Genomic DNA, 24,360 nt, shown 5'->3' with positions numbered 1-24,360 from the left:
TCAACCAGTTTGACCTTTGGCGTGAAGCCGCGAATAAGTGCCGCCTGCTTTCAGAAGATCTTCGTGGCGGCCTTGCTCCACAATTTCGCCTTGCGACATCACAATTACTCTGTCAGCATGTTCAATGGTGGAAAGTCTGTGAGCAATGATCAGGGTTGTGCGTCCCTTCATGAGGTTTTGTAGAGCTTCTTGAACCCAACGCTCCGACTCATTGTCTAGCGCAGAAGTGGCTTCATCCAAAATCAAGATAGGTGCGTTTTTATATAGCGCACGGGCAATGGCCAACCTTTGTCGTTGTCCGCCTGAGAGTTCGCTGGCGTTGTGGCCAAGAAGGGTGTCAATGCCGAGTGGAAGCTTGTCTACATGCTCTGACAGGTTGGCAGCCAGCAAGCAGTCTGAAACTTTGGCTCGGTCGATGGTTTGACCCAATGCCACATTGGCTGCAACCGTGTCATTCAACATGATGACATCCTGGCTAACCATTGCAAATTGTTTTCGCAACTCACCGAGTGGCCAATCTTGAACAGGTATTCCATGCAAACGCACTTGCCCAGCACTGGCCTGTACAAAGCGGGGGAGCAAGTTGACCAAGGTGGTTTTGCCTGAGCCGCTGGTGCCAACGAAGGCCACGGTTTCCCCTGCCTGAATGTTGAGGTTTAAATTTTTCAAAGCTGGTGAAGCATCAGAGGCATAGCGAACATCGATGTTTTCAAATTCAATTGTGTGGCCAACAGAGCTCTGTTGATGGCCATCGGTTTTTTCACCATGCTGACGCGTGGAAGAGCCCTCCGTTTCAATTTGAACTTCTTCCAATAAACGCAAGCCTCTCTCAAGTGCAGCCAAACCTCTGGTTATGGGGGTTGCAATGTCTGCCAAACGTTTGATGGGCGAGACAAGCATCAGCATGGCTGCAATAAAGGCGACGAACCCTCCCACCGTGGCGCCTTGCATTCCCGTTCTGCTTTGAATCAAGGCGACTACCAAAACGGTGGACAAGGCTATGGCCGCCATCAGTTGGGTGAGAGGCGACATGGCAGCTGAGGCGATGGTTGACTTCAGCGCCAAACCTCTAAGTCGACGGCTCAAAGCCTGAAAACGCGAGATTTGGTTGTCTTGCGCGTCATGCAAGCGAACGACACGATGGGCCAAGACGTTTTCTTCAACAACGTATGCCAAATCGTCCGTGGCTTTTTGGCTGTCCTTGGTCAGTGTGTAAAGTCTTTTCGAAAGATATTTCATGATCCAGGCAGTGCCTGGAACCACAATAAAAACGAGCATGGTGAGTTTCCAGTTCAGAAACATCAAATACCCGATCAGAGCAATAAGCGTAAAGCCGTCTCTGGATAAACCTAAAAGCGCAGAAATGAGTTGCGTCGCCCCTGTTTGAACTTCATAAACCAAAGTGTTGGACAAAGAGCTTGCAGATTGTTGACTGAAGATGGACATCTCCGCCTTGATCAAGCGCTTGAAAAGTGCCTCTCGAAGCGCTTGCATGCCGTCGTTGGCAATGCGCGCTAAGGCATATTGGGAAACGAAAAAAGCCAGGCCCCGCACAAGAAAAATACCAATGACTGCAGCAGGAACGACCCAAAGCGGAAGGCTGTTTTCAGCAAAACCCTTGTCGAGGAGGGGCTTAAAGAGGGCTGGAATCAGAGGCTCCGTGGCCGCTGCCACCACGGTAGCCAATATGGCAAGCGCCCAAACGCCTCGTTGTTGGCCGAAGTAGGGCCAAAGACGGCGCATCCGTTTCAGGTAGCTTAAGTCCTGTGGCTTGCTGTCGTGGGCTGTTTGTGTCATTGAAATGATTTTACTGCGTGTCAAAATGCTAAATTAGCGGTGTACAGACCAATATTTCATATGAAGCACATCTCATTTTTGACCTTTTTCTTCCCTGCGAAGTGGTATTTGAGCGCCTCCTTGCTCTGTCTTTCCTTGATTTCCAACTTGGCTTGGGCTCAGTTCAAAGTGGAAGTTTCAGGCGTTGGTTTGACGCAAGTGCCCATCGCCATAGCTTCTTTCAAGGGCGAAGAGTCTGCACCGCAAAAAACATCAGTCATCTTGTCTGCCGATTTAGAGCGAAGTGGGCAGTTTAGAGTGGTGCCCAATTTGGGCTTGTCCATGGACGAACTTTCTCGCCCAGACCACGCCATGTTGCGCCAAAGAAGTGCCGATGCCTTGGTGGCTGGAAGTTCAACCCGCTTGGCTGACGGCCGTTATGAAATTCGCGCTAGGTTGTGGGACGTGGTGTCGGGGCAAGCGCGAGGAGATTACCGAGAAACTGTGGCTGCGGCAGATCTGCGTTTGTCGGCACACCGCTTAGCCGATTGGGTTTATGAAAGGCTCACGGGCGAGAAGGGCGTCTTTGCCACTCGCATTGCCTACATCACCAAAACATCCAACAAATACACCCTTTGGATTGCTGACTCCGATGGTGAGAACGCACAAATGGCACTCACCAGTGCTGAGCCCATCATTTCGCCTTCTTGGTCACCCAATGGAACTCAACTGGCCTACGTTTCCTTTGAATCCCGAAAACCAGTAATTTATGTGCACGAGTTGGCAACTGGCAAGCGCAAAGTGATGGCCAATTTCAGAGGTTCAAACAGTGCGCCAGCTTGGGCGCCCGACAGCAACTCGCTGTTGGCCACATTGAGCCGCGATGGTGGTTCACAGTTGTACCAAATTGATGTAGCTTCAGGTGAGGCCAAGCGCTTAACTCAAAACCCAGGTATCGACACGGAACCCAGCTATTCGAAGGATGGTTCTAAAATCTATTTTGTCTCTGACCGGGGTGGCAGTCCACAAATTTACCGAATGAATGTTAACGGTACAGGAGCAGAAAGAGTCACATTCACCGGAAGTTACAATATCTCACCTGCACTTAGCCCAGATGGGCGGTGGTTAACGTACATCTCACGCGTTGGGGGGCAGTTCAAAGTTCAAGTCTTGAATTTGAGCACCGGCCAGGCAAACGCCATCACTGAAACTTCAGCCGATGAGCGCCCTAGCTTTGCACCCAATAGCAAGTTGATCGTTTATGCCACGGTGCTGCAAGGCCGAGAGGCACTCATGACAAGTACATTGGACGGCAAAATCAAAGCCAGATTGGCCGGTCAAGGTGGCGACATTCGTGAGCCTGCTTGGGGCCCTTACCGATAATTTATTGAATTTGGAGTTTTCATGATCAAACGTAGTCTTTGGATTCTGGCGACAGCTGCCTTTCTCACCGCCTGTTCTTCTGGTGTGAAGCTAAACGATATTCCAGTCGAGGACAAAAATGCTTCTGCTGCCTCTTCTCCTGCTGCAGATACCAATGCAGCTCCTTCACCTGTCCCTACCGCAGCCCAAAGCAGTGTGGCAACGGTTGTGGGTGGAAAGGCTGGATCACAAGGTGTAGCACCTGCTGGCGTCAATGTGGTTTACTTTGATTACGACAGCTTCACTTTGTTGCCTGAAGCTCGTGCTGTCCTGGAGCGCAATGCCGCTCATCTACAGGCCAATAAGCAATTCAAAGTTCAACTCGAAGGCCATACCGATGAACGCGGAGGTCGCGAGTACAACTTGGCTCTGGGCCAAAAACGTGCTGAGACCGTCCGACGTGCTTTAACGTTGTTGGGCGTCAGTGACTCTCAGCTTGAGGCTGTGAGCTTTGGCAAAGAAAAACCTGCAGCTCAGGGCGCTGACGAAGCTTCTTTTGCAAAAAACAGACGTGTTGAAATTAAATACTAATCTTAATTACTAATCGGTTTGCACCATGAGCTCATTCGCCAGTCAGTCCATATTCAAATTGACGTTGGTCCTTGCACTGTCAAGTTTGAGCTTTGTAACCAACGCTGCCTTGTTTGGAGATGATGAGGCGCGCAGAGCAATTTTAGATTTGAGGCAAAGGTTAGAGGCTACCCAGAAAAAGCTGGATGCTACTCAGCAGAAGCTCGACGCTACTCAGCAGAGGCTGGAGACGACTCAGCAGTCAGTCAAATCGCAATCTGATGACAATGCCATCCTAAGGCGCTCTTTGCTTGAACTTCAAAATCAAATTGACAGTTTGAAAAGCGATCAAGCAGTGATGCGCGGTTCATTTGAGCAGTTTTTAAAAGATCTGTCGGAAGTCCAAGTCAAGCAGAAAGACGTCTTGCAAACTGTAGATTCTCGACTGAGCAAGTTTGAACCCATCAAAGTTACTCTAGATGGTCTAGAGTTTCAGGCAGATCCTGCAGAGAAAAATCAATTTGATGGGGCATTGACTGTTTTCCGAACAGGCGACTTTGCTGCCGCTCAAAATAGCTTGTCGGCTTTCTTGCTTAAGTACCCTTCAAGTGGCTTTGCACCATCTGCATTGTTTTGGTTGGGCAATGCGCAATACGCCACCAAAGACTACAAAGAGTCCATTGCCAATTTCCGCAAGCTTCTCAGCATAGCGCCTCAGCACGCGCGCGCGCCAGAAGCCATGCTGGCTATCTCCAACAACTGGGTAGAACTGAAAGATTTGAAGGCGGCCAAAAAAGCCATGGAAGACCTGGTGAAGCTTCATCCAGCCAGTGAAGCCGCTCAAACTGCCAAACAGCGCCTGACTCGTTTCAAGTAAACCGATATGAACGAGCTTCAACTGGCACAGTTGCAGTGGACGGTTCTGGCCGCGACTGCTTTGGTATCACTTTTTCTGGGTGTTCTGTTGCATCGCTCACACTTCTGCACCATGGGTGCCGTCAGTGACATGGTGGTGATGGAAAATTTTGACCGCTTGCGTCAATGGGCCCTGGCTTTGGCAGTTGCTGTCTTGGGTTTTGCTTGCATGACCTATGCGGGCCTGATCAATCCGCTCCAATCGATGTACGCCACCAAAGATTTGTTATGGCTCTCTACTTTGCTCGGGGGCTTGCTATTTGGCTGGGGCATGGTGTGGGCTTCAGGCTGTGGCTCCAAGTCTCTGGTGAGGCTGGGCGCAGGCAATTTGAAATCCTTGTTTGTTTTGCTTGTCATGGGCCTTGTAGCGCTTTCGGCCATGAAAGGTGTATTGGCCGTTGCGAGAGTTCAATACATTGATGTCTTCAAAATTCAATTACCCCAAGGCCTTTTCTTGGGAGAGTGGTTCAGCCGTTACTTCAACATGAGCTTGCAAACGGGTAGTTTGTGGGCTGCGTGTTTGGTGTCTTTCATTTTGCTTTTCTGGGTTGTGAAAGACAAAAGCTTCTTAACTCTCCATCACCTGTCAACGGGTATTGGGGTCGGACTTGTGATTTGTGCCGTTTGGTTCATCTCTGGCGTGCTGGGTCACGGCATGGAGCACCCTGAAACATTAGAAGAGTTTTTTCTGGCTACATCTAGCCGAAAAATGGAAGCACTCAGTTTCACCAGCCCAGTTGCGCAAGCCATTGATGCCTTGGCTTACTTCAGTGATGGCACCAAGCGATGGACCATTGGACTTGTCAGTGTCATGGGTGTTTGCGCAGGTGCTTGGCTCAGTGCTTGGCAACAAGGCACACTGAGGCTTGAAGGGTTTACCAATGTGGCAGACATGCGCAGACATTTGGTGGGTGCAAGCCTCATGGGCCTGGGCGCAGTGCTGGCCATGGGCTGTTCGATTGGTCAAGGCTTGAGTGGGTTTTCGACGCTCAGCATTGCCAGCTTCATAGCCACTTTGGCCATTATTGCGGGCGCCTACGCTGCTTTGCAATACGACATGCGGCAAGCTTGATTAAGCCGCCAATTTCTCGATCGAAATTTGTGAATCAAGCATCCTTATCGAGTCGACGGTTTGGTGGGATGGCCAGACTGTATGGTGTCAAAGGGGCAACTCAAATTGCCAGTGCGCATGTCGTGATTGCAGGCATTGGAGGGGTTGGCTCGTGGACTGCAGAAGCTTTGGCCAGATGCGGCGTTGGTGAAATCACTTTGATCGACTTGGATCACATTGCTGAATCCAATATCAACCGTCAAATTCATGCCTTAGAGAGCACGCTGGGTCAAGCCAAGGTGCTCGCCATGAAGGACCGAATCGCTCAGATCAATCCTGATTGTCATGTGCATTTGGTGGACAACTTTGTCACGCCTGAAAATTGGTTGCAACTTGTGACTGACGCCAACTGCGTTCCGCCGCATTTTGCGAAAGTCAGCGCAGTGATTGATGCTTGTGATCAAGTGAGAGCCAAAGTTGCCATGGCAGACTGGGCCATTCGTCAGAATGTTTTTTTTGTGAGCTTGGGCGCAGCCGGCGGCAAAAGAGAAGCACACCGTGTGGAGCAAGCTGACCTTTCGCAAGTGACCCATGATCCCTTGTTAGCGCAGCTGCGCTACAGGCTCAGAAAAGAAAAGGGCGCCCCCAAAGATGGCAAAAAGATGGGTGTGCATTGTGTGTTCAGTCGTGAGAATGTGGCGCCTCCCGATGCTTCCTGCATGATAGAAGGTGATGTACTTGGGGATGTGCAAGGCGACGGCTCACTCAATTGCCATGGGTACGGTTCGGTCGTGACCGTGACCGCTACTTTTGGCTTGGTAGCTGCCTCAATGGTGGTAAATTTTCTTGCAACTGGCTTGGCAAAGCCAAAAAAATGACGCTATAATTTAAGGCTTGAGTAGATGGGTCGGTAGCTCAGTCGGTAGAGCAGCGGACTTTTAATCCGTTGGTCGCGAGTTCGAATCTCGCCCGACCCACCAAATACTCAAACCCTTTCAAAACCCTGCATCGCCAGCCGATGTAGGGTTTTTTCTTGGGCTAATTAAACTCAGCATCAAACTCAGCAAGCAGACAGTTCAAGCCGATCCTGTCTCTAGGTCTAGCTTTTCAAGTGCCTCCGACCAGGACAGCCATTGAGCTTCCAATTCTTCCAATGCCACATTCACTGATTTGAGTTGTTTTCCTGTTTCTGCAATTTCGGTTGGCGACAGAGGCGAGGCTAGTTTGTTCTCAAGGCTCAGCTTTTGTGCTTCTAGTTGAGCCATTTTTTGATCAGCTTGCTCTATCGATTTTTTCAAAGGTTTTTTCAATGCCGACTTTTGTTGGCGTTGCAAAGCATCTTCTTTTTTTTGTTCGGGTGTTCGATTGACTTGCTTGCTGGTGTTATTGACGGGTGCCAAAGGTTTTGCAAGCACTTCGATTGCAGGGCTGCTTGGAAAAATTGTCTGAATCTGTGAATCTTTTTGTGAGTCGCTGGCCTTGGCCTCTTCCCGAAGTCGTTTTGATTCTTCAAGCAAGTAGCGTTGGTAATCATCCAGGTCGCCATCGAAGGGTTTAATCTCACCCCGTCCCACCAGCCAAAATTCGTCGCATACTGCGCGCAAAAGCGCTCGATCGTGGCTCACCAGCATGACGGTGCCTTCGAACTCATTGAGCGCCATTGAGAGAGCTTCACGCGTGGCTAAATCCAAGTGGTTGGTAGGTTCGTCAAGCAACAACAAGTTGGGCCGTTGCCAAACAATCATGGCCAAGACCAGCCTGGCTTTTTCGCCACCGCTCATGGAGCCGACACTTTGCTTGACCATGTCGCCGGTGAAGTTGAAGGTGCCTAAAAAATTTCGGAAATCTTGTTCGCGGCCAGACTGGCCTGGCGTGGGCCCGAGTTCTTTGACCAATCGAATCATGTGCTCTAGCGGGTTGTCTGCCGGATGAAGAACGTCAAGTTCTTGCTGTGCAAAGTAACCAATGTTCAAGCCTTTGCCTTCTGTGAGTTCACCCGACAATGCTTTGATACTTCTTGCAATGGTTTTGACCAAGGTCGATTTACCTTGTCCATTGGCACCCAAAATACCAATGCGCTGGCCAGCCAATACCGACTTGTTAACTTGCCGCACAATGATTTTTTCTTCGCCATCTACTTTATAGCCCAGATTGGCTTCGCTGATGGCCAGCATCGGGTTGGGTAAATTGACGGGCTCTTTGAATTCGAAGGTGAAGTCTGCATCGGCAAGCACGGGTGCAATTTTTTCCATGCGCTCTAGCGCTTTCACACGGCTCTGAGCTTGTTTGGCTTTACTGGCTTTGGCTTTGAAGCGGTCGATGAATTTTTGCAAATGAGCAATCTTGTCTTGTTGCTTAGAGAAAGAGGCCTGTTGCAATTCAAGTTGTTGTGCTCTTAGGGTTTCAAACGAACTGTAGTTGCCACCATATCGATTGAGCTTGGCGTGCTCAATGTGCAAAGTGACATCTGTGACTGCGTCCAGAAATTCTCGATCGTGACTGATCACAATCATGGTGCCTACATAGCGCTTTAGCCAAGCTTCAAGCCAAACCAAAGCGTCTAAGTCCAAGTGGTTGGTGGGTTCATCCAGAATTAACAAATCGGATGGGCACATGAGAGCGCGAGCCAACTGCAGACGCATGCGCCAGCCACCTGAGAAGCTGTTGACTGGCTGATCTAACTCGGCTGTTTTGAACCCAAGACCTAAAATGAGAGATTGAGCACGAGGTACCGCGTCGTGCTCGCCAGCATCGGCCAAGTCGACGTGTGCATGAGCCATTGCCATGCCATCTTCTGCCAGCTCGGCAGCGTGAAGTATGGCCCTCAATTCTGCCAATCGAGTATCACCACCGAGCACAAAGTCTGTGGCACTTTCTTCTGTCTCCGGCATGTTTTGTGACACTTGGGCTAAGCGCCATTGCTTTGGCATGGAGAAGTCGCCGCTGTCTTCATGCAGCGTGCCATTGAATAGAGCGAAGAGGGTCGATTTGCCAGCGCCATTGCGGCCCACCAAGCCTACTTTTTCACCAGGATTCAAAGTGACGGAAGCAGCATCGAGCAACACTTTGGCGCTTCGGCGCAAGGTGACATTTTTGAGTTGAATCATGAAAGGGTTTTAAACTTAAGAAGTGCTTCTTTGGTAAGCAATAAGACTTGATCTTCGCCAGCACTGGTGTCTAACCAGACCGCTTCAAGTCGGGGAAAAGCGGCTTCAAAGTGTTCTCGTTCGTTGCCAATTTCCAGAACCAAGATAGCTTGATCGTTCATGTGAACTGGCAGATCAATGAGCATTTCTTGAATGAAATCCATGCCATCTGATCCACCCGCCAAAGCCAGGGAAGGCTCTGCCAGAAATTCTTCTGGCAGCTTTTGCATGCTGGCCTCACACACATAGGGCGGATTGCAAATGATGCAATCAAACTTCTGGCTTAGGTTTTTCAGGCCATCACTTTCAACCAGCTGAATGCGATCGGTAAGTTGATGTTTTTCGACATTGATTTTGGCAACATCCAATGCATCTTTTGAGATGTCTGCTGCCGTGACCTGAATGTCTGGGTAGGCCATGGCGCACAAAATAGCCAGGCTGCCATTGCCAGTGCAGAGGTCTAAAAATGAATGCGAACTTTCAGAAAGCCAGCCATCAAATGCACCATCGGCAATGAGCTCGGCGATGAAACTGCGCGGCACAATGCTTCGTTCATCGACATAAAATGAAATCCCTTGGAGCCAGGCTTCTTGGGTGAGGTAGGCTGCAGGTTTGCGAGTTTGAATGCGCTTTGCAATGAGCGCTTGGCATGCTTGAACGTTTGCCAATGAAAGGTTGACAACATCTAGCTTAGGCTGCCAGGCCAAAACCTGTGCTTGGAGCTGCTGAAGATCTTCGGTGAGGTCAAGGTCTAATGGCAGTTGAAGTTGCCACAAAACAAGCCATGTAGCTTCGTCTATGGCAGTCAATGTGCCTTGGCCGAAGGCAATTTGCGCTTGTTCCAGTTGGTCAGCGCTGGTTTGTATGAGTTGTTTCAAATCCATTGCGAAGAAGCCTTAAGGCGCGTGACCCTTGTCCAGTGCGCAGGCTTGGTTCAAATTCAGCAAGACTGATTTGTAGATGTTCTTCAATGGCTCGATATCGGCCAGAGCGACATGCTCATCAATTTTGTGAATGGTGGCATTGGGCGGGCCCAATTCGATCACTTGAGGACAAGTTTGGGCAATGAACCGGCCATCGCTGGTACCTCCCGTGGTAGACAGTTCTGTTTGAAGACCCGTCACAGTATGGATGGCATCTTGCACCGCTTTCACCAAGGTGCCTGGTGTTGTGAGAAAGGGCAGTCCACCCAGTGTCCAATCGATTTCAAATTTCAAATGGTGCTTGAGCAAAACATCTGTGAGCCTCTTTTTCAAAGTGGCTTCTGTCGACTCGGTGCAAAAACGGAAGTTGAAGTCAATAGTCATTTCGCCTGGAATGACGTTGGTAGCGCCCGTTCCAGCATGGACATTGCTAATTTGCCAACTTGTAGGAGGGAAAAATTCATTGCCTTCATCCCACACCATGCTGGCCAATTCGGCCAACGCGGGAGCTGCACGGTGAACCGGGTTATCGGCCAATTGTGGGTAGGCGATATGACCTTGTATGCCTTTCACAAGCAACTTGCCACTGAGCGAGCCTCGGCGGCCATTTTTGATCATGTCGCCAGTTTGTTTGACGGAAGTGGGTTCGCCAACGATGCAGTAGTCGGGCATATCCCCGCGTTCGTGAAGAATTTTGCAAATGCGCACGGTGCCATCCAGCGCGGGACCTTCCTCATCGCTGGTGAGCAAAAAGGCAATGCCCAGAGCAGGGTTGGGACATTCTTGATAAAACTCTTGGGTGGCGACCACCATGGCAGCCAGCGAGGTTTTCATGTCACTTGCGCCGCGTCCAAACAATTTGCCATCGCGGTGAGTGGGTGTAAAGGGGTCGCTGGTCCATTGCTGTAGTGGGCCCGTGGGCACAACGTCAACGTGACCTGCAAAAGCCAATGTTTGACCCGAAGTGCCCGATTTTTTGGCCCAAAGATTGCGAACCCGAAAGTTGTCGGGTCCTAAATCAATTACTTCACACTGAAACCCCAGAGGTTCAAGCTGAGCATTGATCAATGCCGTACAGCCGCCATCCTCGGGAGTGACCGAGGGCCTTGAGATCAGTTGCTCTGCCAGCCTGAGTGTGGCGCTCATGATGACCTTCCCGAACGAATGAAGCGAGCAATGCGCTGTGCAGCTTCCAAGCACTCGGAGGTCTCGGCTACCAAGGCCATTCGAACGCGGCCTTGTCCGGGATTGGCCCCGTTCATGGTTCGTCCGATAAAGCTACCTGGCAATACAGTGACGTGCTCCTTGGCATACAGTTCGCGCGCAAAATCGGTATCGCTGTTATGCCATGCGGCTGGAACACCCGCCCACAAATAAAAGCTGGCATCTGGCAATTTGACATCCATCACTTCGCTCAGAACGGGCGTGACTTGTGCAAATTTAGTGCGGTACAAATTGCGGTTTTCAATGACATGGGCTTCATCGTTCCAAGCTGCAATGCTGGCAGCTTGAACCACGCCACTCATGGCGCAACCATGGTAGGTGCGGTACAGCAAAAAGTCTTTGATGATGGCGGCATCGCCGGCCACAAAACCGCTTCGCAAGCCAGGCACGTTGCTGCGCTTTGACAAACTGGTAAATGCAATCAAGCGTTTGAAATCTTTGTAACCTAAAAGAGAAGCGGCTTCTAGCCCACCGAGAGGCGGCTCATCTCTGAAATAAATTTCGCTGTAGCACTCGTCGGAAGCAATCACAAAGCCGTATTTTTCGCTCAGTTCAAACAGTGTTTGCCACTCTGTCAGGGGCATGATTTTTCCGGTGGGGTTGCCCGGTGAGCAGACAAACACAAGCTGTGTTTTTTGCCAAATATCATCAGGTACGGCTTTCCAGTCGGCCGTAAAGTCGTTTTCTGGGGCATTGGCTACGTAGTAAGGCTCAGCCCCTCCCAAAAGGGCGGCGCCTTCATAAATTTGATAAAAAGGATTGGGGCTGACCACGCGAGCGCCAGCTTGGCTTGGGTCTAGGACGGCTTGGGCGAGGGAAAACAGGGCTTCCCTCGATCCATTGACCGGCAAAATTTGCGTAGCGGCTGCAATTTCAATTCGATAACGGCGCTTGAGCCACTCAGCGCAGGCCTCCCTCATGCGCAATTCGCCCGCTGTGGCTGGATATCCAGACAGTGCTGTATCGAGAGACTTTTCTAGCGCTCTTTTGATGAATTCAGGGGTGGCGTGTTTGGGTTCGCCAATGCCTAGGCTGATGTGGGCGCGGTCAGTTGGAGGTGTTACACCAGCAAACAATTGACGCAGGCGCTCGAAAGGGTAGGGTTGGAGGGTGGCCAGTAGGGGGTTCATCCCCCAATTATCCGGGATTGTGATGTCAATTTTGCTCTCAATTTCAAGTGATTTCTGGCCTGATGGGCTCATCGGGTCGGTTAACATGGCATCTTTGGGCACAAGGTGTGCCCCTCGACCCTATTTCTGATTGCTGTGCGCCTCAATTCCATCAAATTATCTGGATTCAAATCCTTTGCAGAACCCACCAATTTTGTGTTGCCTGGGCAATTGGTCGGTGTCGTCGGACCTAACGGTTGTGGTAAATCCAACATCATGGATGCCTGTCGCTGGGTTTTAGGCGAGTCAAAAGCCTCGGAATTACGGGGCGAGTCCATGCAAGACGTGATCTTCAATGGCACCAACACCCGAAAAGCGGCAAGCCGAGCCAGCGTTGAATTGGTATTTGACAATTCTGACCATCGCGCTGGCGGTCAATGGGGCCAGTTTGCAGAAATTGCAGTCAAGCGTGTTTTAACGCGCGATGGCAATAGCAGTTATTTCATCAACAACCAGCCCGTTCGCCGACGGGATGTTCAAGACGTTTTCTTAGGCACAGGACTTGGTCCGCGCGCATACGCCATCATTGGTCAGGGCACCATCAGTCGAATCATTGAATCAAGGCCCGAAGAGTTGCGTCTGTTTCTCGAAGAGGCTGCTGGTGTTTCCAAATACAAAGAGCGTCGACGCGAAACAGAAAACCGGCTCTCTGACACGCGAGAAAATTTAACGCGGGTTGAAGACATTCTGCGTGAACTCAACGCCAACTTAGATAAATTGGAAAAGCAGGCTGAAGTGGCTCAGCGCTTCAACGATTTAAAAGCAGACAGTACGTTGAAGCAGCAACAGCTTTGGTTTTTTAAGCGTGCTGATGCTGAGTCCGACCAGGTCAAAATCAAAGCCGATGTTGACAAAGCGATGCTCGATTTAGAAGCTCGAATTGCTGATCTTCGCCACGTAGAAGCAGAGCTCGAGACAGTTCGTCAAGCGCATTACACGGCTGGCGATCAGGTCAATCAAGCACAAGGTCTTTTGTACGAAGCCAGTGCCGAAGTTGGCCGACTTGAGGCGGAAATTCGCTTCGTGGTGGAAGGACGTCAGCGTGCCGAGCAGCGTTTGACCCAATTGCAAGCGCAAACTGCCGACTGGTCAGACCGACAAGTTCAAGCACAAGCCGAACTTGAGTCCTTGGCAGAACAAGCATTGCAAGCTGAAGATCAGACTATCACGCTGGCGGCCCAGGTAGAAGATCAAGCGCAAGCATTGCCAGAATTGGAAGAAGCTTTGCGTCAAGCGCAAGCCAAAGCCAATGAACAACGCAGTAGCGTGGTGCAAGTTCAGCAGCAAATTCAAGTTCTAGCAGCCGATCAACGCAACATTGAAGACCAAACACGCCAACTCACTCTCAGGCGCGAACGCCTGGTGGCTGATCGAAATGCCTTGGATGCTCCCGATGAGCTAAAACTCGCCCAATTGAAAGAGCAACTGGCTCAAGCAGACGCCTTGGCCAAAGAGAGCCATGCTCGACTAGAAGAGTTGGAGTTGCAGACCCCCTTGCTTGATCAAGAGCGCCGCGACCAACAACAGGCAGTGAACGATGAATCTGCCAAGTTGGCTGACCTCACTGCCAAAATTGAAGCGCTTAAATCCCTCCAAGAAAAAGTGAAAACCGATGGCAAGCTCAAGCCTTGGCTTACCAAGCATGGATTAGAAGGGCTTCAGGGTTTGTGGAGCAAGATTCACATGGAGCCCGGCTGGGAAAATGCCATGGAGTCGGCACTTCGGGAGCGCTTGTCCTCTCTTGAAGTCTCTCGCTTAGACATGGTGAAGTCTTTTGCGCTTGACTCGCCTCCCGCCAAACTTTCGTTTTATTCCCCCCCTAATGCAAGTCAATCGACTGCCCGCAAAGGCTTGCCAGCAGCGTGTCGTCCACTTTCTGACTTGCTCAGACTTTCTGATGCGGGCCTCTCGGCCTTATTGACAGATTGGTTGCAGGGGTACTTTACGGCGCCGTCGCTAGACGATGCCATGGCTTGGCGTGACCAACTTCAGGGCTCCGAGTGTTTGGTGGTTCAAGCAGGGCACGCCATCGGAAAGCACAGCGTCAGTTTCTACGCGCCCGATTCAGAACAAGCAGGCTTGTTGGCTCGTGCCCAAGACATCGAAAACTTTGAAAAACAGTTGCGTGCCCAAACCCTCATTGCGGAAGAGACTCGAACGGCTTCAGTGCGCGCAGAAGCCGCTTATTCCGATGCGGCACAGCGATTGGTCTCTGTGCGCCAAGAAGCATCAGAGACTCAATCCAAAGCGCATGAGCTTCAAGTAGAAACTCTTCGCCTCTCACAATGGGCTGAACAAACTCGCGCACGCACCGAGCAAATTGCCAGTGACATGTCTGAAGTTGACCTGAGCTTGGAAGATTTGCAAGAGCGTCGAATGACGGCTGAAGGTCGCTTTGAAGAACTCGATATGCAATTGGCGGACAGCCAAGAAAGGCATGCTCAATTGGATGAGCGTGTGATAGAGTCTGAGCGAAAATTGTCTGAGTGTCGTGAACAACAACGCAGCTTAGAGCGATTGGTGCAAGAAGCTACTTTTTCCCAGCGCAGTCTTGACGCCAGACGATCAGAATTGCAGCGTGGACTTGAAACTGCCAGCCAGCAAATTCAAAGCATTGCACAAGAGCAAGAACGTGCTCGAGAAGAGTTGTCGCGCCTTACCGATGCTGCGGCCCAAGCGGGTTTGCAAAATGCACTGGCCATCAAACTCGAGCGTGAAAAGGTATTGGGCGTCAAGCGCAGCGAATACGATGATCTGACTTCACGTTTGCGCGCCAGTGATGAACGCCGTATGAGTTTTGAGCGTGAGCTTGACCCTCTGCGTCAAAAAATTACGGAGCTGCAACTCAAAGAGCAAGCTTCGCGCTTGGGCCTTGAGCAATACACGCAGCTGTTGGTAGACGCAGAGGCCGATCTAGAGTTGCTGGCTAAGTCCATTGAAGATGGCAATGTGCGACTAACAGGCCTGCAATCTGAAATTGATCGACTCAATCGGGAGATTGCTGCCCTAGGTGCGGTTAATTTGGCGGCTTTGGATGAACTTACTGTTGCGCGTGAGCGCAAAATTTTCCTAGATTCTCAAACTGCTGACTTGACCGAAGCCATGACCACACTGGAAGACGCAATCAAGAAAATTGATGCAGAAACCAGAGATCTTTTAGGTGGAACATTCAAAATTGTGAACGAGCATTTCGGCCGCATGTTCCCCGAATTGTTTGGCGGTGGCAACGCACGCTTGGTCATGACGGGTGATGAAATTCTGGATTCTGGAGTTCAGGTTATGGCCCAGCCGCCAGGCAAAAAGAACCAAACCATTCACCTTTTGTCGGGTGGCGAAAAAGCACTGACTGCCATTGCCTTGGTTTTTGCCATTTTCCAGCTCAACCCCGCACCATTCTGTTTGTTGGATGAGGTGGATGCCCCCCTTGATGACAGCAACACCGAGCGTTATGCCAAGTTGGTCAAGAGCATGGGCAAGGAAACCCAATTTTTGTTCATCAGTCACAACAAGATCGCCATGGAAATGGCCGAACAATTGATCGGTGTGACGATGCAAGAGCAGGGTGTCTCTCGCATTGTGGCGGTTGACATGGAGGCCGCAGTGTCTATGGCCGAGTTGACCTGATTGAACTGATTTTTTTAAACACTCCTTAAACACCCCGTTTTCATCTCAACCATGAACTCATTGCAAAACAGTCTGTTAATCGTAGGTGGTTTGACTTTGGTGGGCGTTGTTTTGTACAACATTTGGACTGCACGCCAAAATTCACCACGACAAGCTGCACCTGATTTGTCGGGTGCTGGTCTTGACCAAGGGCTAGATGCTTCACTCGCAGAACGCAAAGGCCCCCAAGATCCTTCCTTTTTGGAAGATGCTATCGACATTCTTCCTACACCTGAAAAGAAACCGCCACTTGACGCACTCATTGACGTCATTGCCGCCATTGAGGTGGATGCTCAGGTTTCTGGCGATGCAGCTTTGGCTGCTTTGCCGGCTACACGCCGTGTTGGCACCAAGCCTTTTGCAGTGGAAGGCCTGAATGACACAACGGGTGAATGGGAAATGCCTGTTGCAGGTCGTCGGTATCACGCATTTCAAGCCGGCGTTCAGTTGGCCAATCGTGTTGGCCCTTTGAATGAAATTGAGTACTCAGAATTCGTGATCAAAGCCCAAGCCTTTGCCGATTCTGTGGGGGGGGCGCCAGAGTTTCCAGAGATGTTGGAAGAAGTTGCTCGCGCTCGAGAGCTCGATCAATTTGCCAGCGCTCATGATGCGCAATTGAGTTTTACCGTTTGTGCCACTTCAGCAGCCTGGAGTCCTGGGTATATTCAACAACATGCAGCTCGGTTGGGATTTGTTGCTGGGGTTATTCCGGGTCGAATGGTTTTGGCTGCGGCAGTGCAAGGATTGCCGCCCATCTTGTCTCTTTCGTTTGACACGCAAGCGGCGATGGCCGATGACCCTGCTTTGTCAGCCATTCGTGAATTCACATTAAGTCTAGATGTACCTCAGGTGCCCCGCGAAGAGCAAGCGTTTGCGCGCTTGCGTGAAGCTGCCCGCATCTTGGGCAAGGAAATGGATGGCGTGATTACCGATGGTGCGGGTCATGCCTTGAGCGAGTCCGACTTGAACGCCATCGCCCTCGATTTAGAACAACTCTATGATGCACTAGACCAGCGCGAATTGTCAGCCGGATCGCCTCAAGCACGTCGTTTATTTTCGTAATTGAGTTTAGCTTGTCACAGTGAACTTAGATTTGTTTTCAGATTCGCCAGAAGACAAGCCGAAAGCGCTTAACGCTTTCGAACTTGCCAGTCAAAAAGCTTCTGAGCTTCGCCAAATATTGCATCGATACGCGTATGCCTATTACACATTGGATGCGCCAGAAGTTCCAGACGCAGAATACGATCGACTGTTTCGACAACTCCAAGAAATAGAGCATCAGCATCCCACCTTGGCCACGGCTGATTCTCCCACTCAAAGGGTTGGCGGCGCAGTGTTACCTGAATTCACCTCGGTACGACATCAAGTTCCGATGTTGAGCATTCGAACTGAAACCGACACTGGCGCCTCTGGTGCAATTGCTTTTGATGCGCGAGTTAGAAAAGAATTGGGTCTGACAGAAGATGCGCCCCAGGTCAGCTATGTGGCTGAACTCAAGTTTGATGGCCTGGCCATGAGCTTGCGCTACGAAAAGGGTGTTTTGGTTCAAGCGGCTACAAGGGGTGACGGTGAGCAGGGCGAAGATGTGACTCACAACATCCGAACCATTGGTCAAATTCCATTGCTACTGCCATCAGATGTTCCTGTCGTGCTGGAAGTTCGCGGCGAAGTCTATATGCGACGCGACGACTTCGACACGCTCAATCAAAGGCAGCTCCAAAAGATTGCTGATGGCATTAAGGGTGAGAAAACCTTTGTCAATCCTCGCAATGCTGCAGCGGGCGCTGTCAGGCAGCTCGATTCCAATATTGCGGCTCAGCGGCCCTTGAGTTTTTTTGCTTATGGTTTAGGCGAGGTGGCGGGTTGGCCTGTAGGTCATCCGCCGTTTCAGAATCACTATGCCTTTTTGCAAACCCTCAAAGCTTGGGGCTTTCCCGTGGCCATTCAAACCAAGTGTGTCTTGGGTGCATCTGGCCTCGTTGCGTTTCACCAAGAAATTGCTCAGCAACGTGATGCTTTGCCCTACGACATTGATGGCGTTGTCTACAAAGTCAATGAACTGGCGCTGCAAGAAAAGCTGGGATTTGTCACCCGAGAGCCGCGTTGGGCGGTGGCCCACAAATATCCCGCACAGGAAGAACTAACCACTGTGCTGGACATTGATGTGCAAGTGGGCCGGACAGGCAAGTTAACACCCGTAGCTAAATTGGCGCCTGTTTTTGTGGGCGGCGTCACGGTGACCAATGCCACCCTTCACAACGAAGACGAGGCGCGCCGCAAAGATGTTCGCATTGGGGATACCGTCATTGTGCGACGTGCTGGCGATGTGATTCCGGAGGTGGTTGGGGTGATCATTGAGAAGCGCCAATTGGGCACTGAAATTTTCACCATGCCCCATATCTGTCCTGTGTGCGCAAGCCCTGCTGTGAGAGATGAGGACGAGGCCGATTACCGGTGTACGGGTGGTTTATTTTGTGGGGCTCAACGCAAGCAAGCCTTCTTGCATTTCGCCCAAAGAAGAGCCGTTGAAGTCGATGGCTTGGGTGAGAAACTGATTGATCAATTGGTCGATGCAGGCGTGATTCGCACTTTGCCTGATTTGTACAAATTAGGTTTAACTGCTTTGGTTCAACTCGACCGCATGGCGGAAAAATCTGCGCTCAATATTTTGAAAGCCTTGGAAGCCTCCAAGGAAACGAGCTTGCCAAGATTTATTTATGGTCTTGGCATCCGACACGTGGGTGAAGCTACTGCCAAAGAATTTGCGCGGCACTTTGGAACGCTAGATGCTTTGATGAATGCTTCGCTGGAGGAGCTGTTGCAAGTTGCCGATGTGGGGCCCATTGTGGCGCAAAGCGTCTTGACCTTTTTTGCTCAGGCGCACCACCAAGAAATTGTGGCTCAGCTCAGGGCTTGCGGTGTTAGGTGGCCTGAAGGGCCGCCTGCAGAAAGAGCGTCTTTGCCTTTGGCAGGAAAAACCATTGTGCTAACTGGCACATTGCCAAACTTAGGACGCGATGAGGCCAAAGCCATGTTGGAAGCTGCGGGTGCCAAAGTCGCTGGCTCAGTTAGCCAAAAAACAAGCTATGTGGTTGCGGGTTCTGAAGCGGGAAGCAAGCTAGAGAAAGCCATGGCTTTAGGGGTTCCAGTTTTGGATGAGCCTGGCCTTTTGGCATTGTTAAAGGGAGATTCAAATGACAGTCCGTGAAATATTGAAGATGGGCGATGAACGTCTGTTGCGTCAGGCGAAGCCGGTCACGGCATTCAACACGCCAGAATTGATTCAAGGTATAGCCGACATGAAAGAGACCATGATTGCAGCCAGTGGTGCTGGGCTGGCTGCACCACAAATTGGCTGGGATATTCAATTGGTTATTTTTGGTACGGGCCAGGTCATTTCTCGCTACCCCGATGCGGCGCCTATTCCTTTCACCATCTTAATCAACCCGGTTATCACCCCTATTGGGGAAGAGCTTCAGCATGATTGGGAAGGGTGCCTCTCTGTGCCGGGTTTGCGGGCTGTTGTACCTCGATGGCAGCACATCCAATACACGGGTTTTGATGAGCAGGGGCAGCGCATTGAAAGAACGGCAAGTGGCTTCCATGCCAAAGTTGTACAGCATGAGTGCGATCACTTGATCGGTATTTTGTACCCACAGCGTGTTCGTGATTTCACCAAGTTTGGATTCAATTCTGTTTTGTTTCCCAATCTGGCGCCCGAAGCAGACGATTAAAGTTTGGCCAGTCTTTCGATGGCCGCTTGAAGCGTACTGTCTTTCTTGGCAAAACAAAACCGAATGACATTTTGGTCAAATGCGTCGCCATAAAACGCCGACATGGGTATGGCTGCCACGCCAATTTCACGGGTTAACCATTTGCAAAATTCAGCTTCGCCCAAGTCCTTCTCAGGTACCGAGAGGCTAGAGATGTCGGCGCATTGGAAGTAGGTTCCTTCGCCCGGCAATAGCTTGAATTTGGTGGCTGACAGGCCTTGCCTAAAGAAGTCTCGTTTGCGTTGATAAAACTTGGGTAAATCCAAATATGGCTTTGGATCTGACATGTAGCGCGCCAAACCAAACTGAACTGGCGTGTTCACTGTAAACACATTGAACTGGTGGACTTTGCGAAATTCAGTGGTCATGGAAGCGGGCGCAGCAACGGTGCCAACTTTCCAGCCCGTCACATGGTAACTTTTGCCAAAACTTGAAACCACAAACGCGCGTTGTGCCAGTCCTGGGTAGGAGCTTGCACTGTGATGCTGAAGAGGTTCATAGACCATGTGCTCATACACTTCATCGCTGATGAGCAAGATGTTGGTGGGGGTCAAAATTTCTTGCAACTTCAACATGTCCTCATGGCGCCAAACCATGCCACTCGGGTTGTGTGGAGAGTTGATCAAAATGGCGCGAGTCTTTGAAGAAATAGCGGCTTGAATTTTGTCAAAATCTGGCTTGAACGTGCCGGGCGTCAATGGCACGCGTACCACCACACCACCCGCCATTTCTACATTGGGCACATAGCAATCGTAGCAAGGCTCCAACACAATCACTTCATCACCCGGATGAACCACGGCCAGCATGATAGTGATCAAAGCTTGGGTGGCGCCGGCTGTGATGGTGATTTCGGTTTGAGCATCGTAGTGATATCCATACAGTGACTCAATTTTTTTTGAAACAGCTTCGCGCAAAGGCATGGCGCCAGGCATGAGCGGGTATTGGTTCAGCCCGTCTTGCATGGCCTGGGTTACCGCGTTCACCAAGGCTGGGTCGCATTCAAAATCTGGGAAACCTTGCCCAAGATTGACAGCGCCTGCTTCGGCAGCCAATCCAGACATGACGGTGAAAATGGTGGTCCCCATGTTGGGGTGTTTGGAAATAAGCTGTGGCGTCATGGAGGGGCTATCTTCAAATTTCATAATCATTGACATGACCCGTCATTGCTTTGGCCACCAAAGCTGCAGTTAATCTGTCGCTCAACAATTCAGCAAATTGATAGACAAAGTTTCTGAGATAGGCTCCTCGTTTGAAAGCAACTCTTGCTACGTTCTTTCCCAATAAATCACCCAAAGGGCGCGCAATCAAATCGCCCACAGGGTCATCTTTCATGGCCATTTCGGCCACAATGCCAACGCCCAAGCCCAACCGAACATAGGTTTTGATCACATCAGAATCAATGGCCTCAAGTGCAATTCGAGGGTGCAAATTTTTACTTGCAAACGCGATGTCAATTTTTGTCCGGCCCGTGAAGGATGGGTGGTAAGTGATTAAAGGTTCTTTGGCAATGTCTTCTAAATGAAGGTGTTTTTTGTGAACCAAAGGATGGTCTTTCGGAAGTACCAACATGTGCTGCCATTCATAACATGGCAGTGTGACCAGGTCTTCATAATTGGCCAATGATTCTGTAGCCATGCCAATCTCAGCTGTATCGTCTAAAAGCATTTTGGCCACTTGATCGGGCGATCCCTGATGCAAGCTGATGTTGACCTGCGGATACAGTTCGCGCAATTTGGCAACTGGCAGTGGCAACACGTACCTTGCTTGAGTATGGGTGGTAGCGATCGACAAAGTGCCGTTGTTTTGTTCACTGTATTGGTCCCCAATTTTTTTGAGATTTCCAATTTCCCGCATGATGACTTCAATGCTTTTCAGAACGTGTTGACCGGGCTCTGTGATTCGTTTGAGTCGCTTGCCGTGTCGTGCGAAGATATCAATGCCCAGTTCTTGTTCCAGCTCAATGATGGCTTTGGACACTCCTGGTTGTGAAGTGTGCAGTGCTTTGGCCGCTTCCGTCAGATTCAAATTCCGACGCGCCGCTTCTTGTACAAATCTAAATTGATGAAGGTTCATATCAATAAGCCCTGTAAGTTTGGGTTTATTATGCCTTACAGATCTAAAGAGGGTGGCGATGGATCAGTTTCTAACCCATGTCAGATGGTCGGCGTCAGTTCACTCGCAAAGCAATAGCCGCCATAGATTGGATGAGTTCAGGCTCTTCGCCAACGGCCTGCCTTAACTCAAAAGACACATGGGGATACAGACCCTTCAGGTCTTGAACCAGTTGGGGCAAATCTTCCCTCGCATGTTTACCCACCCCCAGAAACATGGGAACAATGCGAATGTTGCCAATTCCATGAGAGACCAATTGTGAAACGGTGGAAGGCAAATTGGGGTCGGATAACTCCAGATAAGCGCAAGCTACTTCTGTTTGGGGCGAGAGTTGTTTCATTCGATGTGCCACAGCCTCAATAGGACGCCGCCAAAGCGGGTCACGGGAGCCATGCGCAAACAAAATGACGGCTTGTTGGTTAGCACTAGTGGCCATGAATTGCTTTTCCTTATTGACGCAAAACAAGCCACCCAAAAGTAGCCAGTGAGATCAAGCTGTAAATCAGGGCGGGGGCAGCAGCCGTGAGCCAAGGTTGCCAGTTTTGCAGGTTACCCATGTAACCAAAAACGTTGTTCAGTAGGTAAAAACTGATACCCGCCATCACGCCACCAAAGACATAGCCTGCAATGTTGCCAGAACGAAAATGGAGGTATGCAAAAGGCAATGCCAAGGACAACATGACCAGGCAACTCAAAGGATAGAAAACTTTGCGCCAGAATTGAATTTCATAACGTTGTGCATTCTGACCATTGTCAGCCAAGTGGCGCATGTATTGAAACAAGTCGATAGTCTTCATGCGATCAGGCCTCAACAAGGCCGCAGAGATCATTTCTGAAGTGATTTCCGTTTGCCAAGACCATTGCGGCAAATTCAAGGTGTCAATCCGCGACCCTTTATTTTTATCCTCGATAAAAATTCTGCGATCAACTGTTTGTAAAAGCCAAGTCCCATCCACCATGATTTGCGCTTTGGGTGCCGAGGTCATGGCTTTGAGTCGCCCTTCATTGTCAAACTCATGGATGCGAACGTTCTCCGGTTGACCTTCGCTGCTTAAAGATCTGACATTGACAGCAAATCTTGAGTCGGCTTGTTTTTCTCGCAACCAAGCACCCGTCTGTCCAACAGTAATTTGACCTTGGTAATGGGCTTTCAACAATTGCGCTTGTTTGTCCGTCCAAGGTGAGATGTAGTCACCAAAAATGAATGTGACAAATACGAAAACCAAGCCCAATTGAAAGAGAGTTTGAAGAGCACGCCAAGGTCCTAAGCCACCCGTTCGCAAGATGGTGAATTCAGAGTTTTGTGCAAAGCGTGCCATCACAAAAATAGAGCCAATGAGCACGGAGATGGGTAGCAATTCGTAAAAATGGCTTGGCATCAGCAGTGCCACATACATCAATGCATGCTGAATTTGATAGCCCTGATATGTGTTGCGACTCAAGTTTTGAAGCTGGTCAACCAAGTCAAAAAAAACAAACAGTGCTAAAAATCCAAGAACTACAAAGCTCACAGCTCGAATGATTTCACCGTGAATGAGCCGACGAATGGTTTTCATGTTGAAACCTTTGCAATTCGACGAAAGGGCAAATACCAAAGATGGCGCCAAGACAAATTGAAATGTCTTAAAAGCAGCCATGCCATGGCTAAGCAAAACGCGCCGCCATGCAAGCCGATCATCAAAGTCGTAAATTCGGTTTTACCTGTGCCAATCCAGTTTTGTCCAACATTGACCATGTTGTAGTAAGAGATGAAACAAAACAAGGCAACCGCTAGGTGGTAACTTTTGCCAATTCGGGGGTTCACACTGGCAACTGCCAGACCCAAGATGAGTAGATTGAATGCTGCAATGGGTAAGCCCACTCGCCACGACAACTCACCCAGATGAATTGCTGTGGGGTCTTTAATTAGGCCTAGCGTACTCACAGTGCGAATGTGAACGTCATACGCGGCTATTTTTGAAGTTGGGTCAATTAACAATTGATAGTCTTGGAAACCAGTCACTCGAACTTCGCCGGTTTGGTGGTTGAGCAACATTTGCTGCCCAGACTTCAAACTTAAAAAACGTTCACCTTTTTGAATTTCAATTTGGCCTTGCTGCGCAGTGGTCACCGACTCTATAGCGCCATCTACACTGGACACAAAGACATTGCGACCTGTTTGATTGTTGGGGCTGTCTTTGTCAATGAAAAAAACCCGCTTGCCGCCAGACGATTCTTGAAACTGTCCAGGTGCAACGCGTTCAATGTCATTTCGCTGTTCGTACCGATTTTTGAGTTCTTGAATTTGCTTGTTGCTCCATGGCCATACAAAAAAGGCCAGCAAAGCGATGGACAGAAAGATGGGGCTGGCAAACTTGAGAAGTGGCTTGGCAAAAGAAGTGAGGCCTTTGCCGCTTGAAAACCAAATGACCATCTCACTGTCTGCATACATCCGAGATAATGTCGAGACCACTGCAATGAACAAGCTCAGTGCCAGAATGGTGGTGAGGTGACCGATGACGGTCAAACCCATCACCAGCATCACTTCTGAGGGATTGACTGACCCCTTGCTGGCTTGGCCCAAAGTTCGGATCAAAATGATGGTCATCACAATTGTGGCCAAAACCACAACGGTGGCACCAAAACTTCGGGCCAATTCTTTTTGTATGGAAGAATGGAATAACATTGTCGCGTTAG

Annotated in this window: 19 protein-coding genes and 1 tRNA gene; 10 read left to right on the top strand and 10 right to left on the bottom strand. The window is 50.1% G+C overall.

All coding sequences use genetic code 11. The features are described 5' to 3' along the window. Positions 1-1,797: a lipid A export permease/ATP-binding protein MsbA gene (msbA, locus tag B9Z32_RS10415; RefSeq protein WP_108421358.1), complete on the bottom strand. Its 1,797-nt coding sequence runs from the start codon at positions 1,795-1,797 to the stop codon at positions 1-3. 60 nt (positions 1,798-1,857) lie between these two features. On the opposite strand from msbA, the gene tolB reads away from it, so the two are divergent. The 6 genes from tolB (at position 1,858) to B9Z32_RS10385 (ending at position 6,654) form a co-directional block, all read left to right on the top strand. Then, positions 1,858-3,159 (top strand): Tol-Pal system beta propeller repeat protein TolB, encoded by a 1,302-nt coding sequence (gene tolB / locus B9Z32_RS10410; protein ID WP_108421357.1) that lies wholly within the window; start codon positions 1,858-1,860, stop codon positions 3,157-3,159. A 21-nt stretch (positions 3,160-3,180) separates the two neighbouring features. Next, complete coding sequence (gene pal, locus B9Z32_RS10405) at positions 3,181-3,729, top strand: peptidoglycan-associated lipoprotein Pal (RefSeq protein WP_108421356.1); 549 nt, start codon at positions 3,181-3,183, stop codon at positions 3,727-3,729. 286 nt (positions 3,730-4,015) lie between these two features. After that, positions 4,016-4,585, top strand: a complete 570-nt coding sequence (ybgF, locus tag B9Z32_RS10400; protein WP_233248244.1) for a tol-pal system protein YbgF — start codon at positions 4,016-4,018, stop codon at positions 4,583-4,585. Between the two features lie 6 nt (positions 4,586-4,591). Next, positions 4,592-5,695, top strand: coding sequence for a YeeE/YedE family protein (locus tag B9Z32_RS10395; protein WP_108421354.1), 1,104 nt, complete (start codon positions 4,592-4,594; stop codon positions 5,693-5,695). 68 nt (positions 5,696-5,763) lie between these two features. Further along, a complete protein-coding gene (locus B9Z32_RS10390; protein WP_108421353.1) occupies positions 5,764-6,552 on the top strand; it encodes a ThiF family adenylyltransferase in 789 nt (262 codons plus the stop codon). Positions 6,553-6,578: 26 nt separating this feature from the next. Then, positions 6,579-6,654 (top strand) — tRNA-Lys (locus tag B9Z32_RS10385). A 96-nt stretch (positions 6,655-6,750) separates the two neighbouring features. Here the strand turns inward: B9Z32_RS10385 and B9Z32_RS10380 are convergent. From B9Z32_RS10380 to dapC, 4 genes are read right to left on the bottom strand one after another with little or no spacing between them, the layout of a single operon-like run. Further along, positions 6,751-8,781, bottom strand: a complete 2,031-nt coding sequence (locus B9Z32_RS10380; RefSeq protein ID WP_108421352.1) for an ABC-F family ATP-binding cassette domain-containing protein — start codon at positions 8,779-8,781, stop codon at positions 6,751-6,753. Then, positions 8,778-9,704 (bottom strand): 50S ribosomal protein L3 N(5)-glutamine methyltransferase, encoded by a 927-nt coding sequence (gene prmB / locus B9Z32_RS10375; RefSeq protein ID WP_108421351.1) that lies wholly within the window; start codon positions 9,702-9,704, stop codon positions 8,778-8,780. Before prmB ends, B9Z32_RS10380 begins: the two co-directional genes overlap by 4 nt. A 12-nt stretch (positions 9,705-9,716) precedes the next feature. Beyond that, entirely contained in the window at positions 9,717-10,889 is a 1,173-nt protein-coding gene (dapE, locus tag B9Z32_RS10370; RefSeq protein ID WP_108421350.1) for a succinyl-diaminopimelate desuccinylase, read from the bottom strand. Next, positions 10,886-12,097, bottom strand: coding sequence for a succinyldiaminopimelate transaminase (dapC, locus tag B9Z32_RS10365; protein WP_108421349.1), 1,212 nt, complete (start codon positions 12,095-12,097; stop codon positions 10,886-10,888). The genes dapE and dapC overlap by 4 nt, the downstream gene beginning before the upstream one ends. A 135-nt stretch (positions 12,098-12,232) precedes the next feature. Here dapC and smc point away from each other — a divergent pair, with 135 nt between their 5' ends. Genes smc through def form a run of 4 tightly spaced genes read left to right on the top strand, consistent with a single transcriptional unit; the run spans position 12,233 to position 19,533 of the window. Then, entirely contained in the window at positions 12,233-15,760 is a 3,528-nt protein-coding gene (gene smc, locus B9Z32_RS10360) for a chromosome segregation protein SMC (protein ID WP_108421348.1), read from the top strand. Between the two features lie 51 nt (positions 15,761-15,811). Next, positions 15,812-16,861, top strand: coding sequence for a cell division protein ZipA C-terminal FtsZ-binding domain-containing protein (locus B9Z32_RS10355; protein WP_108421347.1), 1,050 nt, complete (start codon positions 15,812-15,814; stop codon positions 16,859-16,861). Positions 16,862-16,880: 19 nt separating this feature from the next. Then, positions 16,881-19,007, top strand: a complete 2,127-nt coding sequence (gene ligA, locus B9Z32_RS10350) for an NAD-dependent DNA ligase LigA (protein ID WP_108421346.1) — start codon at positions 16,881-16,883, stop codon at positions 19,005-19,007. After that, positions 18,994-19,533, top strand: a complete 540-nt coding sequence (def, locus tag B9Z32_RS10345) for a peptide deformylase (RefSeq protein WP_108421345.1) — start codon at positions 18,994-18,996, stop codon at positions 19,531-19,533. The genes ligA and def overlap by 14 nt, the downstream gene beginning before the upstream one ends. On the opposite strand, the gene B9Z32_RS10340 is transcribed toward def, so the two are convergent. From B9Z32_RS10340 to lptF, 5 genes are all read right to left on the bottom strand, one after another. After that, positions 19,530-20,690, bottom strand: coding sequence for a pyridoxal phosphate-dependent aminotransferase (locus B9Z32_RS10340; protein ID WP_233248242.1), 1,161 nt, complete (start codon positions 20,688-20,690; stop codon positions 19,530-19,532). The genes def and B9Z32_RS10340 overlap by 4 nt on opposite strands. Positions 20,691-20,703: 13 nt before the next feature. Further along, entirely contained in the window at positions 20,704-21,645 is a 942-nt protein-coding gene (locus tag B9Z32_RS10335; RefSeq protein WP_108421343.1) for a CysB family HTH-type transcriptional regulator, read from the bottom strand. Positions 21,646-21,739: 94 nt separating this feature from the next. Next, on the bottom strand, positions 21,740-22,120 hold the full coding sequence (locus B9Z32_RS10330) for a sirohydrochlorin chelatase (RefSeq protein WP_108421598.1): 381 nt from the start codon (positions 22,118-22,120) through the stop codon (positions 21,740-21,742). A 13-nt stretch (positions 22,121-22,133) separates the two neighbouring features. Next, complete coding sequence (gene lptG, locus B9Z32_RS10325; RefSeq protein WP_108421342.1) at positions 22,134-23,240, bottom strand: LPS export ABC transporter permease LptG; 1,107 nt, start codon at positions 23,238-23,240, stop codon at positions 22,134-22,136. Further along, positions 23,237-24,349, bottom strand: a complete 1,113-nt coding sequence (lptF, locus tag B9Z32_RS10320; protein WP_108421341.1) for an LPS export ABC transporter permease LptF — start codon at positions 24,347-24,349, stop codon at positions 23,237-23,239. Before lptF ends, lptG begins: the two co-directional genes overlap by 4 nt. Positions 24,350-24,360: the final 11 nt, after the last annotated feature.

Source organism: Limnohabitans sp. MMS-10A-178, assembly GCF_003063375.1.
Lineage (GTDB): Bacteria > Pseudomonadota > Gammaproteobacteria > Burkholderiales > Burkholderiaceae_C > Limnohabitans_A.
This window is presented reverse-complemented; position numbering and strand designations above follow the sequence as displayed.

Excerpts from the sequence above, each read along its gene's own strand:
- msbA (WP_108421358.1), bottom strand. The coding sequence starts at position 1,797 with ATGACACAAACAGCCCACGACAGCAAGCCACAGGACTTAAGCTACCTG.
- tolB (WP_108421357.1), top strand. The coding sequence starts at position 1,858 with ATGAAGCACATCTCATTTTTGACCTTTTTCTTCCCTGCGAAGTGGTAT.
- pal (WP_108421356.1), top strand. The coding sequence starts at position 3,181 with ATGATCAAACGTAGTCTTTGGATTCTGGCGACAGCTGCCTTTCTCACC.
- B9Z32_RS10395 (WP_108421354.1), top strand. The coding sequence starts at position 4,592 with ATGAACGAGCTTCAACTGGCACAGTTGCAGTGGACGGTTCTGGCCGCG.
- B9Z32_RS10390 (WP_108421353.1), top strand. The coding sequence starts at position 5,764 with ATGGCCAGACTGTATGGTGTCAAAGGGGCAACTCAAATTGCCAGTGCG.
- B9Z32_RS10380 (WP_108421352.1), bottom strand. The coding sequence starts at position 8,781 with ATGATTCAACTCAAAAATGTCACCTTGCGCCGAAGCGCCAAAGTGTTG.
- prmB (WP_108421351.1), bottom strand. The coding sequence starts at position 9,704 with ATGGATTTGAAACAACTCATACAAACCAGCGCTGACCAACTGGAACAA.
- dapE (WP_108421350.1), bottom strand. The coding sequence starts at position 10,889 with ATGAGCGCCACACTCAGGCTGGCAGAGCAACTGATCTCAAGGCCCTCG.
- dapC (WP_108421349.1), bottom strand. The coding sequence starts at position 12,097 with ATGAACCCCCTACTGGCCACCCTCCAACCCTACCCTTTCGAGCGCCTG.
- B9Z32_RS10355 (WP_108421347.1), top strand. The coding sequence starts at position 15,812 with ATGAACTCATTGCAAAACAGTCTGTTAATCGTAGGTGGTTTGACTTTG.
- def (WP_108421345.1), top strand. The coding sequence starts at position 18,994 with ATGACAGTCCGTGAAATATTGAAGATGGGCGATGAACGTCTGTTGCGT.
- B9Z32_RS10340 (WP_233248242.1), bottom strand. The coding sequence starts at position 20,690 with ATGACGCCACAGCTTATTTCCAAACACCCCAACATGGGGACCACCATT.
- B9Z32_RS10335 (WP_108421343.1), bottom strand. The coding sequence starts at position 21,645 with ATGAACCTTCATCAATTTAGATTTGTACAAGAAGCGGCGCGTCGGAAT.
- B9Z32_RS10330 (WP_108421598.1), bottom strand. The coding sequence starts at position 22,120 with ATGGCCACTAGTGCTAACCAACAAGCCGTCATTTTGTTTGCGCATGGC.
- lptG (WP_108421342.1), bottom strand. The coding sequence starts at position 23,240 with ATGAAAACCATTCGTCGGCTCATTCACGGTGAAATCATTCGAGCTGTG.
- lptF (WP_108421341.1), bottom strand. The coding sequence starts at position 24,349 with ATGTTATTCCATTCTTCCATACAAAAAGAATTGGCCCGAAGTTTTGGT.